Raw genomic sequence first — 12,259 nt, 5'->3', positions numbered from 1 at the left:
CATTATAGCATGGGGATGGGTGGAACGCAATACAGAACAAAGTATAGACTAAATACTAGACTAAAGATTAAGAATTAGAGAAGAAATGACGCATTTACAATAAAACATTACTAGACGATTATGGAACAATATAAGAGAAAAAATAATTATACATATAACCAAACAGATATAGGATACAAACAGGCCCTGCCTGCCGGTGCAGGATTAAGACCAAGCGGCAGGCAGGGTAAGGGTGCCGGATATAACCGTGTCCTCACCTGTGCAGAAAACTGCTCAGGAACGCAGGCATGACAGAGGCGCTGTATCTGCGCAGGGAATATTCGCCTGCGCACAGGCACCAGTCGTACAACAGGGCGCGTTCCGACAGGGCGTAAAGCTTGACCATCTCATTGACACTTGTCTCAGCGTTCAGTTCTCCGGATTCCTGTCCCTGGGCAATGATTCTGCGGAGCAGCTTATAATAGGTCCGGTTGTGGTCCAGCAGGTGCTTTTCGCCGGAGGTGACCAGCTGGGTGGAGAGAAGGCGGGCCAGCAGGTCCAGGGATATGCTGTTCTCAATCATTCCGAAAAGTTCGCTGTTTAGAAAGAGGAGCTTGTCCATGGCAGACATCTCCAGCGTAAGGGTATCCATAAGTTCCTCGTATTTCTCGTCAAAGAGCAGGCTCAGGGTGCTGAGAAGCGCGTCCTTACCGTCGAAGTAGTGGTAAAAGGACCCTTTGGAGGTACGGGAGAGTTCGATGATTTCCTCCACCGTGGTATCTTCATATCCCTGCTCATAGAACAGCTGCCATGCTGCGTTTACAATCTTTCCGCGGGTGTTGCGGGCGTTTTTCTTGGCCATGTATGCACATCTCCTTGCGTTGGTTCATTCCTATTTTATAACTTAACACAGTTTGCCGGGTTTCGCAATGCAGCTGCCAGGTGTTTATGGGGAATGTGAATTACAGGAGAGGTTATGGCTGATATGCAGGAATTGTATAGTATATTTGCGAGGAACCCATTGATTTTGCGGATTAATACGATTATAATTGTGTTCAAAATACATTTTATATCTACCCGAATGGAGGAATTGACTATGGAAAAGAAAGACCTGGACTGGGGAAATATCGGATTTTCCTATATGCCCACGGACAAGCGCTATGTGGCGAATTATAAAGACGGAGCATGGGATGAGGGCGCCATGACCTCTGACCCCAATGTGGTGATTAATGAGTGTGCGGGTATTCTTCAGTACTGCCAGGAGATTTTTGAGGGCCTTAAGGCTTATACAACTGAGGATGGAAGCATTGTCACATTCCGCCCTGACCTGAATGCAGAGCGTATGATGAATTCCGCCAGAAGGCTGGAGATGCCGCCCTTCCCCAAGGAGAGATTCCTGGAGGCAGTGGACCTGGTGGTTAAGGCCAACGCTGCCTGGGTGCCTCCATTCGGAAGCGGAGCAACCCTTTACCTCAGACCCTATATGTTTGCCTCAGGTCCTGTTATCGGCGTCAAGCCTTCCCAGGAGTACCAGTTCAGACTTTTTGGAACGCCCGTGGGCCCATACTTTAAGGGAGGCGCAAAACCTCTGACTCTCTGCGTCAGCGATTTTGACCGCGCAGCACCCAACGGCACCGGACATGTAAAGGCCGGACTGAACTACGCCATGAGCCTTCACGCATCTGTCACGGCCCATGCAGCAGGATATGACGAGAACGTGTTCCTGGACCCGGGTACCAGGACATATATCGAGGAGACAGGCGGAGCCAATTTCCTGTTTGTCACAAAGGACGGCCAGGTGGTGACGCCTCAGTCTGATTCCATCCTTCCATCCATTACAAGGCGTTCCCTTGTGTACGTGGCAGAACATTATCTGGGCCTTAAGGTGACCCAGAGACCTGTGAAGCTTTCTGAACTGGATGATTTTGCAGAGTGCGGACTGTGCGGAACAGCAGCCGTTATCTCCCCTGTGGGCAAGATTGTGGACCACGGCAGGGAAATCTGCTTCCCAAGCGGCATGGACGCCATGGGACCTGTTACCAGGAAGCTGTACGATACCCTTACCGGCATTCAGATGGGCACCATCGAAGCGCCTGAGGGCTGGATCAGGAAAATAGTATAGCGGGCATTTCAACGCATAATCAGAGCCTCCCGGAATATATTGATAGTAATTGTATCATATATTCCGGGAGGTTTTTAACATGAAAGGAACGATTAAGGGTAACGTGTACCTTGGGCTCATGATGCTGTTTGCCATGACCCTGTGGCTGGCCGGCTGTTCTGCATCAAAGGACAGCGGAGATAAGGTCAGGGACCTGGATTTCACAGTGGCAGGCGATATGGATGTGCCGGATGAGCTTAAGAATCTGATTGCTGAGAAACAGCAGCAGCCGTTTAAACTCACATACAGCGATGAACAGAATCTGTACATAGCAGTGGGTTACGGCGTACAGCCCACAGGGGGTTACAGCATCAGCGTCAACGAGCTCTATCTCACCGACAACTCCATTGTCATCAATACAGAGCTGAAGGGACCTGAAAAGGGGGAGAACGCCGGCGCGGAACAGTCATTTCCATATATTGTAATCAGAACCGAGTATCTGGAGAATCCTGTGGTATTCCAGTAGTATAAAAGGGCAGGGGGGAGACAAAAGCCTGAAAAGAGCTATGAAACAGGTTGTAAAGTGTAAAAAGCTCTTTTTAATTTGAATATCATATGCTATACTATACGATATTTAATCTTTTTAGGAAAATGTCGTATTACCGTAGCATTGTGTTAACTTGTTAAAGAAAGGCTGGAGTAAATATGATATTCAAGGACATATGGCTTGACATCAAGGCCGTACAGGAACGTGACCCCGCTGCCCGCAATGCCCTGGAGGTATTTCTTCTGTACCAGGGAGTCCATGCCCTTATATGGCACCGGTTTGCCCACTGGTTTTATAACCACAGGATGTTTTTCATTGCCAGGCTGATTTCCCAGATTGCCCGTTTCTTTACTCTTATTGAGATTCACCCGGGCGCCCGGCTGGGACACGGCATCCTGATTGACCACGGATGCGGGGTGGTTATCGGCGAGACCACTGTGGTGGGTGATAACTGCACCATTTACCAGGGCGTTACCCTGGGCGGCGTGGGTACCAAGAAGGGGAAACGCCATCCCACCCTGGGCAATAATGTAATGGTAGGCGCAGGCGCCAAAATCCTGGGCGCGTTTGAGGTTGGCGATAACTGTTCCATTGCAGCCAATGCAGTTTTGCTGAAGCCATTGGAGGATAATGTGACCGCTGTCGGCATACCCGCCCGCGCAATCAAGAAGGATGGCGTTACCATACCAAAGGAAAAGAAGAGTCTGACGCCCGAAGAGTATGAAGGTATGAAACGGCGTATGGAGCAGATGGAGAAGGAGATTGGTTTCCTGAAGGACGCCTTAAGGGATGCCCGGAAAGATGCCCAATCCAGGCCGGCTGATACGGAAAAATAACCCACCCAGGAGAAGATACACTGCACATGAAACAGGAAGCACCCCATGTAAATATAGAGCGGAGCATCATCAAAGCGTTCCGCAGGGAGATATGGCGCCCCTTTGTCAGGGGGCTTCAGGATTATGAGATGATAAAGGACGGCGACAAGGTGGCTGTCTGCATATCCGGAGGAAAGGATTCCATGCTTCTGGCCAAATGCCTCCAGCAGTTGAAGCGCCAGAGCCGGACGGATTTTGAGCTGGAGTTCATTGTCATGGACCCGGGGTACAATCCGGACAACAGAAAGCTTATTGAAGATAATGCAGCCCTTATGAATATACCTGTGCGCATCTTTGATTCAGATATATTTGACATTGTGGTGGACGTGAAGCAGTCGCCCTGTTACCTGTGCGCCCGCATGAGAAGGGGATATCTGTACGCCCATGCCAGGGAGCTGGGCTGCAATAAAATAGCATTGGGTCATCATTTTGACGACGTGATTGAGACCATTCTTATGGGAATCCTTTACGGAGGCCAGATTAACACCATGATGCCCAAGCTTCACAGCACCAATTTTCAGGGCATGGAGTTAATCCGCCCCCTGTATTATGTAAAGGAAGAGGATATACTGGCCTGGAAGGATTACAACAGCCTGCATTTCCTGCAGTGCGCCTGCCGGTTTACGGAGCAGATTGCAGAGGAACAGGTGGCCAGGGGAATGGCGGGGGAGGCGGCCGACATTGTCCACACCTCCAAGCGCCAGGAGATGAAGGAACTTATCCGTTCCCTCAGAAAAACCAGCCCCTTTATAGACGCCAATATCATGAAAAGCGTTGAGAACATCAACCTGGATGCCTGCCTTGGCTATGTAAAGGACGGGGTCCGCCGCCATTTCATGGACGAATACGATGAAAGATAGAAAAAGAGCATAAATCACCTGCTGTCCGCATAGATTTTTCTAAAAGACTATGAGAGATGGCAGGTGTTTTTTATGGAATTAATAAAGAAGCAGATACATATGAACCAATGGAAGGGCAACGTAACCACGCAGATTACCCTGGATGATGACTTTATTGTACCGGATACCCTGGATGATATGGAGCAGGTCATGCTGGACACCGGCGAGATACAGATTGAGACAGTGAAGAACCAGGGAGATAAGGTGGCGGTAAAGGGCAAGCTGGAATTCCAGGTGCTTTACCGGAAGGAGAGCGGCGGACTCCAGACTCTGGGCGGCAATATTCCCTTTGAAGAGGTGGTCAATGTCCAGGGACTGGAGGAAAAGGATTATGTGGGCCTTAACTGGATGCTGGAGGACCTTAACACGGATATGATTAATTCCAGGAAACTGGGGGTCCAGGCCATTATAACCCTTCAGGTGCGGGTGGAGACCCTGAGGGATGTGGAAGCAGCCGTGGATGTGGACATGGAAAACAGCAGCCGGCCCGCCGGGGCCGGTATGTCTGACACGGACGGGGCGGGACAGGTGCAGGTGGAGACGCTGAAACGCACGGCCAATGCAGCGGCCATTGCTGTAAGGCGCAAGGATACATACCGGATTAAGGAGGAACTGAGCCTTACCGGAGGCAAGCCCAACATAGGGCAGTTATTATGGCGGGAGATGAAGCTGAGGGACGTGACGGCGAAACCCCTGGACGGCAGGCTTCATCTGGACGGCGAACTGAGCGTGTTTGTCATTTACGGGGCAGAGGATGAAAATATGCCTGTCCAGTGGCTGGAGGAGACCATACCATTTTCAGGGGACATGGAAATGAGCGATGTGAAGGAGGAGCAGATTCCCATGGTGACCGTGCGCCTGGCCCATAAGGATATGGAAGCCAAGCCCGACTATGACGGGGAAATGCGGGAAATGGACGTGGACGCGGTGCTGGAGCTGGATATCAAGCTCTATGAGGAGGAGGAAGTGGAGCTCTTAAGCGACATGTACTCCAACAACCGGGAAATAGAGCTGAACCGTTCGGATGCCTGTTTCGACCAGATACTGACCAGGAATGTGTGCAAGTCCAAGGTGGCGGAGAAGCTGAGTCTGCCCCAGGCTGAGCGGATTCTTCAGATTTGCCACAACGAGGGGACCATCAAGCTGGATGAGGTGGAAATCGGGGATGACTGTCTGGAAATTGACGGCGTGCTGGAGGTGACCCTGTTATACCTTACCAGCGACGACACGTCACCGGTCCAGTCCTCTGTGGAGCAGGTGCCCTTCCACTGCGTGGCCGAGGCCAGAGGAATCCGGGAGGACAGCGTATACCAGCTGGACGCGGGCCTGGAACAGCTCAGCGCAGTGATGATGGGCGGGGATATGGTGGAAGTGAAGGCTGTGATTGCCCTGGATTTCCTGGTGCTGCAGCCTGTGTGCGAACCCGTGATTACAGGAGCTGCCATCCACCCCATGGATTTGGAGAAGCTGCAGGAGCTGCCGGGAATCGTGGGATACATTGTACAGCCGGAAGACAGCCTGTGGGGAATCGCAAAAAAATTCCATACAACCGTTGGCAATATCATATCCACCAATGAACTGGCTGACGACCAGGTGAAACAGGGGCAGAGGCTGCTGCTGGTGAAAGAGATTGCCCAGGGCTTGTAGGGCCGGATTCCGCCGAGAGAGGCCGGGCAGCTCTGGAAAAAAGAAGTCTGGGAATTAAAAGAGACCTGGAAACAAAAAGGCTTCCAGGTCTTTTTCCTGTGAAGCAAAAAAACTGTTATAGAACCCGGTTTTATGGTATACTATCAGAAGTTAAATGAAAAGAGGTTGTTATACTATGGATTTGGATTTTAAGCCGGTAGTGGCCGGGGATATAGACAGGCTCCGGCCCTTTTATGGGCTGAGGCCCAATAAAACATGCGACAGCGTGTTTCTGGACAGTTTTTTGTGGAAGGACTATTATCATGTACGGTGTGCGGTGAGCGAGGGAAGAGCCGTCCTGTGGCTCATGGAAAAGGACGGACAGGTTTCCACTGCCATGCCTCTGTGCAGGGAGGAGGATTTGCCTTATTTCTTTCAGCAGATGGTGGACTATTTTTCAGGGGTGCTCCATAAGCCGTTCTATATTTCCCTGGCCGATGAGGAGGCGGTCCAATACCTTAATCTGGACCCGGCCCTGTTCGAGGTGGAAGAACAGGTGGATTTAAAGGACTATCTCTACAGCGGCGAGGAACTGAGAAAGCTGGAAGGGAAGAAGTTCGTCAAGAAGAGAAACCATCTGAACGGCTTTAAACGCACGTACGAAGGCAGATATGAGTACAGGCGTCTCTGCTGTTCCGACCGGCATGAGGTGTGGCAGTTCATGGAGCGCTGGAGGCAGCACAAGGAGGAAGTGGGCGCCATGGAGCTGTCCCTGGACTATGAGGTGGCAGGCATTCACGACATACTTAAGAACTGTTCCAGCCTCTATGTGAGGATGGCAGGGGTTTATATCGACGGGCAGCTGGAGGCATTTACCATTGGAAGCCTGAATGTACGGGAGAATATGGCTGTCATCCACATTGAGAAGGCCAATCCTGAAATCAGGGGACTGTACCAGTTTATCAACCAGCAGTTCCTGGTAAATGAATTCCCCGAGGCCGAGCTGGTGAACAGGGAGGACGATGTGGGGATGGAGGGCCTTAGAAAAGCCAAAATGAGTTATAATCCCATTGGGTTTGCAAGAAAATATATGGTGAGGGAACGATGATTCGGTATTTGGAGAAACGTGAGTTCGGGGCGTGCAGGCCCCTGTGGGAGGAAGCATTTCCGGAGGATTCCAGGGAATTTGCAGACTATTATTTTGATAAAAAGATATTACAGAGCGCTGTACTGGTGAAGGAGGATGACAGGGGCCGTATCGTTACCATGGCCCATATGAATCCGTACAGGGTAAATGTGGGAAAGAAGATGTGGAACCTGGATTATATTGTGGGGGTTGCCACGGCAGCGGACAGCCGTCACCGCGGACACATGAGGGATGTGCTCATGAGGATGCTGGATGACATGCATCAGGACAGGAAACCCTTCTGCTACCTCATGCCGGCGTCGCCGGATATATACAGGCCCTTTGGATTCCGGTATATATTTGACCAGCCCCACTACAGGCTGGGGCCTGAGGCGCAGAAATGCCTTCACAGGCGGGAACTGAGGCTGGACGGGAATCTCTGTTCCTCCCTGGCCGGCTGGATGAACCATTGGCTGTCTTCACGGTTCCAGGTGTATGCGCTGCGTGACCGGGACTATATGGAGATGCTTCAGGCTGAGCTGGACAGCGAGGCCGGAAACATATACGGATGGTACGACGGCACAGGGGCACTCCAGGCATTCCAGGCACTTTGGGGTCTTAAAAAGCAGAGCCAGAGGTTCCTGTACGCAGGCAGGGATGAATGGCTGGAACCGGACAATTCCCAGCACCCGCCCAGGCCGGCCATCATGGCCCGCATCACCGATGTGATGTCCTTTATGGAAGCCATTGTCCTGGATGAAGGGTGTCCCTGCCCTGCCATGGATGTGATGGTCAATATTCATGACCCGTTGATACCGGAAAACAGCGGTTTGTGGAAATGGAAAATAGACGGAAACGGGTCGTCCCTTACAAAGAGGGGGGTGTCCCTGTCAGCGGTCCATGCCAGGGAAGACGCCGGGGAGCCTGTTTTTCCGGGTACACTGGTGTCCTCGGAGGTTTTGGATATAACCATAGAACAGCTGGCGTCATGGCTCTTTGGATACAGAACCCTGGAGGAGCTGGCGGATGGAAGTCAGGACGGAGCGCCTTTCTGGTGCGCGTATGTGCGGGCCCTGGACGGCGTGTATCTGGATGAGGTTGTGTAGCAGCGGCGGAGCCGGACCGCGGGACAGCCGGAGTCTGGCGGCCGGGGTGCGGTCCCCAGGACAGGCGGAGCGCGGCGGCCAAAGATGCGGTCTGTGAATATATTATGAGCTGGACGGCAGAATCAGGAGGGGAATGTTATGGATGAAAAATGGCAGCAGTTAAAGGAATGGATTGACGGCAGCGGTAACATTGTGTTCTTTGGCGGGGCCGGAGTATCCACGGAAAGCGGGATTCCGGATTTCCGCAGCGTGGATGGGCTTTATAACCAGCAATACAAATACCCGCCTGAGACTATCATCAGCCATAGCTTTTATATGCGGTATCCGGAGGAGTTTTACCGCTTTTATAAGGACAGGATGCTCTTTGCCGGGGCTGCTCCCAACGAAGCCCATAAGGCCCTGGCACGGCTGGAGGACAGGGGAAAGCTTAAGGCGGTCATTACCCAGAACATAGACGGCCTTCACCAGATGGCGGGAAGCAGGGAGGTGCTGGAGCTCCATGGCAGTGTACATAGGAATTACTGCACCAGATGCGGACAGTTTTATGATTTGGACTACATTGCAGCAAGCCAGGGCGTGCCCCGCTGCAGCTGCGGCGGCGTGATTAAACCGGACGTGGTCCTTTATGAGGAGGGGCTGGACAACAGGACCCTGCAGAAAGCCGTGGATTATATCAGACATGCGGACATGCTTATCATAGGAGGAACCTCCCTGGTAGTATATCCTGCGGCCGGGCTGATTGATTATTACAGGGGCAATAAGCTGGTGCTCATCAATAAAGCGGCCACTTCACGGGACTCCCAGGCGGATTTGGTTATCAGCCACCGTATCGGGGAGGTACTTGGGGCTGTGGTTGACTAGGGGCAGTTTGAAATTTCATTTCCGCCGCCCGCTGCGCCTCCTTCATGGGGACCCAAACTCCCGCAAAGGGTGACGTGCATCTGGCGGAACGTTATTTTCAAACCCACAATCGGACAGGAAAGGAAGGAACAGCAGATGTATCAGGCGGCAGAGAACAGATATAACACAATGGAATATAAGCGCAGCGGCAGGAGCGGTATCCTGCTTCCAAGGATATCCCTGGGACTGTGGCAGAATTTTGGGCTGGAAAAGAGCCTGGAGGAACAGGAGGCAGTTCTCTTCAGGGCATTCGATATGGGAATCACCCATTTTGACCTGGCCAACAATTATGGGTTTCCGGCAGTGGGCAGGGCGGAGGAGAATTTCGGAGCCGCTCTTCGGGACGGCCTGGGAAGGTACAGGGATGAGCTGTTTATATCCACAAAGGCAGGATTTGATTTCTGGCCCGGACCCTACGGCAACTGGGGTTCCAGGAAGTACCTTATGGCCAGCCTGGATTCCAGCTTAAAGCGTATGGGGCTGGAATATGTGGATGTATTTTACCACCACCGTCCGGACCCGGATACGCCTCTGGAGGAAACCATGGAGGCCCTGTCTGACATAGTGCGCCGGGGAAAGGCCCTGTATGTGGGAATTTCCAATTATCAGGCAGAGGAGGCAGAGGCAGCCATCCGCATCCTGAAGGAGAACAAAACACCCTGCCTGCTTCACCAGCCCAGGTACAATATGTTTGAGCGCTGGGTGGAGGACGGACTTCTGGAGCTTCTGGACCGTCAGGGCGTGGGCTGCATATGCTACAGCCCCCTGGCTCAGGGCGCTCTGACAGGAAGGTATCTGAAAGGGATACCGGAAGGCTCCAGGGCTTCCAGGAAAGGGACCACCATAGGCGGAAGATACCTGACAGAGGACAAGCTGGCTAAAATAAGAGCCCTGGACAGAGTGGCCGGGGAGCGGGGACAGTCCCTGGCGCAGATGGCCCTGGCCTGGGTGCTCCGCAGGAAGGAAGTTACCAGCGTGCTCATAGGGGCCAGCAGCATTGCCCAGCTGGAGGATAATGCAAAGGCTTTGGCAAACCTGACATTCAGCCAGGAGGAACTGGCTGGGATAGAAGGCATTCTGAAAGCGTGACAGCCGGGCGGCGGTCAGACCGATATACAGAAATGGAGTCGCGTACATGAACGAAAAGTTGAATTATGAAGTAGGGGACATAGTAAAGCTCAAAAAAACCCATCCCTGCGGCAGCAGCCAGTGGGAAATCCTCAGGGTGGGAGCTGATTTCCGGCTCAAATGCATGGGATGCGGACATCAGATTATGATTGCCCGCAGGCTGGTGGAGAAAAATACCAGAGGGCTTACCAAGGCAAACGCGGGTTCTTAGGGCGCTGTCAGGGGAAATATCCTGAAATCCGCCATAAAAGCGTAATAAAACGTAATAAAAAACAAAAAAACATCTTGCATTTGTCCCGGGAATTTGTTAAAATAATACTCCGTGACATATTATATCCTTGCTCCTGTTACTGAAAGCAGGGGCCAGAGACCACAAGGAGGTAAAGCAAGATGAACAAGTATGAATTAACCGTTGTTCTGAATGTGAAGCTGGAAGACGAGCAGCGTGCAGCAGCAATCGAAAAGGTAAAGGGTTACATCACCCGTTTCGGCGGCACTGTAACAAATGTAGATGAATGGGGCAAGAAGAGACTTGCTTACGAGATTCAGAAGATGCACGAAGCTTACTACTACTTCATCCAGTTCGAGTCTGATTCTGTATGCCCGAATGAAGTAGAGGCTCACATTCGTATTATGGAACCAGTAATCAGATACTTATGCGTTAAGACAGAGGCATAAGAGATACCCAGACCGCCTGTGGCGGGAGAGAAAAAGGAAGTGTGACCGTATGAACAGAGTTATCTTAATGGGAAGATTGACAAGAGACCCGGAAGTCAGATATTCACAGGGAGAGCGTTCCATGGCCATTGCCAGGTACTCACTTGCAGTGGACAGAAGGGGCCGCAGGAACCAGGACAGTTCTTCAGACCAGCAGACAGCCGATTTTATCAACTGTGTTGCATTTGACCGCGCTGCCGAGTTCGCCGAGAAGTATTTCCGTCAGGGAATGCGGGTGCTTGTGTCAGGCAGAATCCAGACAGGTAGCTATGTAAATAAAGAAGGTCAGAAAGTATACACCACCGAGGTCATTTTGGATGACCAGGAATTCGCAGACAGTAAGGGTGCGGCATCTGATATGGGAGGATATGCCCAGGCAGCTCCGTCTCAGAGACCGGCTCCTACCAGTGCGATTGGTGATGGGTTTATGAACATTCCTGACGGAGTGGAGGACGAAGGACTTCCATTTAACTAGAATGTTCCATGGTTAATAATAAAGGAGGACAACACCAATGGCATTTAATAAAACAGACAGACCAGATGGCGCTAAGATGAGAAGACCAGGCGGAATGCGCAGAAGAAAAAAAGTTTGTGTATTCTGTGGAGATAAGAACGGAACCATCGATTACAAGGATGTTAACAAGTTAAAGAGATACGTATCCGAGAGAGGAAAAATCCTTCCCCGCCGTATCACAGGCAACTGTGCAAAGCACCAGAGAGCCCTGACTGTAGCTATCAAGCGCGCACGTCACATCGCTCTGATGCCGTATACCTGCGATTAATGGTTTATTTAGCAGGGATTAAAGCGTAAAAGATAACGGGATTCCATATATTGCATATGGAGTCCCGTTTTTTTGCTAATCCCCGCAGCATCCCCCCTTGACCTTCACCAATCTGGCCTCGCCCATGATGAAGATGGTAGCGCCCCCTATGACGATAGTCTTCTGCACATCCACAAACATGTGGCCGTTGTATTCCTGGTCCTCTATCTCCACGGCGCGCTCTTTGCAGTTGGAGGATACCATCTGCAATACCTCGTCTATCCGTTCTGTGCCAACCAGGAATACATTGAGTTTCCTGCTGGACACCAGTCCCTTGGCGTCTATCCTGGTGGCCTGAATCTGGTTTCTCTTAAATGCAGATGCCAGGGCCTCTGCGTCATTCTCCTGTACGATAATCAGCATCACGTTCATATCCATAAGAATACCTCCGTTACCTCATTGAGAGTTTGGTTTGTTTATTATAAGGCATTGTA

General features: G+C 51.5%; 15 protein-coding genes. 13 read left to right on the top strand and 2 right to left on the bottom strand.

Features of this window, described 5'->3' with window-relative positions:
* Positions 1 to 253: 253 nt before the first annotated feature.
* The gene (locus tag I2H39_RS09420) at positions 254 to 841 is read right to left on the bottom strand and encodes a TetR/AcrR family transcriptional regulator (protein WP_195626307.1); all 588 of its coding nucleotides are present in this window, start codon (positions 839 to 841) and stop codon (positions 254 to 256) included.
* Between the two features lie 219 nt (positions 842 to 1,060).
* Between I2H39_RS09420 and I2H39_RS09415 the strand changes: the two genes are divergently transcribed.
* The 13 genes from I2H39_RS09415 (at position 1,061) to rpsR (ending at position 11,786) form a co-directional block, all read left to right on the top strand.
* Entirely contained in the window at positions 1,061 to 2,101 is a 1,041-nt protein-coding gene (locus I2H39_RS09415; protein WP_138306933.1) for a branched-chain amino acid aminotransferase, read from the top strand.
* A 79-nt stretch (positions 2,102 to 2,180) separates the two neighbouring features.
* Positions 2,181 to 2,606: a protease complex subunit PrcB family protein gene (locus I2H39_RS09410; protein ID WP_138306628.1), complete on the top strand. Its 426-nt coding sequence runs from the start codon at positions 2,181 to 2,183 to the stop codon at positions 2,604 to 2,606.
* 179 nt (positions 2,607 to 2,785) lie between these two features.
* Positions 2,786 to 3,463 (top strand): serine O-acetyltransferase, encoded by a 678-nt coding sequence (gene cysE / locus I2H39_RS09405; protein ID WP_138306629.1) that lies wholly within the window; start codon positions 2,786 to 2,788, stop codon positions 3,461 to 3,463.
* A 26-nt stretch (positions 3,464 to 3,489) separates the two neighbouring features.
* Positions 3,490 to 4,362, top strand: coding sequence for an ATP-binding protein (locus I2H39_RS09400; RefSeq protein ID WP_195626306.1), 873 nt, complete (start codon positions 3,490 to 3,492; stop codon positions 4,360 to 4,362).
* Between the two features lie 72 nt (positions 4,363 to 4,434).
* Positions 4,435 to 6,048, top strand: a complete 1,614-nt coding sequence (locus I2H39_RS09395; protein WP_138306631.1) for an SPOCS domain-containing protein — start codon at positions 4,435 to 4,437, stop codon at positions 6,046 to 6,048.
* 175 nt (positions 6,049 to 6,223) lie between these two features.
* A complete protein-coding gene (locus I2H39_RS09390) occupies positions 6,224 to 7,135 on the top strand; it encodes a phosphatidylglycerol lysyltransferase domain-containing protein (protein ID WP_138306632.1) in 912 nt (303 codons plus the stop codon).
* Positions 7,132 to 8,259, top strand: coding sequence for a GNAT family N-acetyltransferase (locus I2H39_RS09385; protein ID WP_195626305.1), 1,128 nt, complete (start codon positions 7,132 to 7,134; stop codon positions 8,257 to 8,259). The genes I2H39_RS09390 and I2H39_RS09385 overlap by 4 nt, the downstream gene beginning before the upstream one ends.
* A 138-nt stretch (positions 8,260 to 8,397) precedes the next feature.
* Positions 8,398 to 9,120 (top strand): NAD-dependent protein deacylase, encoded by a 723-nt coding sequence (locus I2H39_RS09380; protein ID WP_138306634.1) that lies wholly within the window; start codon positions 8,398 to 8,400, stop codon positions 9,118 to 9,120.
* 135 nt (positions 9,121 to 9,255) lie between these two features.
* Positions 9,256 to 10,248 carry an aldo/keto reductase gene (locus tag I2H39_RS09375; RefSeq protein ID WP_138306635.1) on the top strand — a complete coding sequence of 331 codons (993 nt, stop codon included), beginning with the start codon at positions 9,256 to 9,258 and terminating at the stop codon, positions 10,246 to 10,248.
* A gap of 46 nt (positions 10,249 to 10,294) precedes the next feature.
* Positions 10,295 to 10,498: a DUF951 domain-containing protein gene (locus I2H39_RS09370; RefSeq protein WP_138306636.1), complete on the top strand. Its 204-nt coding sequence runs from the start codon at positions 10,295 to 10,297 to the stop codon at positions 10,496 to 10,498.
* 179 nt (positions 10,499 to 10,677) lie between these two features.
* Positions 10,678 to 10,965 (top strand): 30S ribosomal protein S6, encoded by a 288-nt coding sequence (gene rpsF, locus I2H39_RS09365; protein ID WP_002585697.1) that lies wholly within the window; start codon positions 10,678 to 10,680, stop codon positions 10,963 to 10,965.
* Between the two features lie 49 nt (positions 10,966 to 11,014).
* Positions 11,015 to 11,479 carry a single-stranded DNA-binding protein gene (locus I2H39_RS09360; protein WP_138306637.1) on the top strand — a complete coding sequence of 155 codons (465 nt, stop codon included), beginning with the start codon at positions 11,015 to 11,017 and terminating at the stop codon, positions 11,477 to 11,479.
* Between the two features lie 37 nt (positions 11,480 to 11,516).
* Complete coding sequence (gene rpsR, locus I2H39_RS09355) at positions 11,517 to 11,786, top strand: 30S ribosomal protein S18 (RefSeq protein WP_002568382.1); 270 nt, start codon at positions 11,517 to 11,519, stop codon at positions 11,784 to 11,786.
* 75 nt (positions 11,787 to 11,861) lie between these two features.
* Here the strand turns inward: rpsR and I2H39_RS09350 are convergent, their stop codons facing one another.
* On the bottom strand, positions 11,862 to 12,203 hold the full coding sequence (locus I2H39_RS09350; protein WP_195626304.1) for a cyclic-di-AMP receptor: 342 nt from the start codon (positions 12,201 to 12,203) through the stop codon (positions 11,862 to 11,864).
* Positions 12,204 to 12,259 lie beyond the last annotated feature (56 nt).

Origin of the sequence: Clostridium sp. 1001283B150225_161107_B6 (genome assembly GCF_015556325.1) — a bacterium.
GTDB lineage: Bacteria > Bacillota > Clostridia > Lachnospirales > Lachnospiraceae > Enterocloster.
Note: the sequence above shows the minus strand (reverse complement) of the source record. Positions and strands in the feature narration are given on the sequence as shown.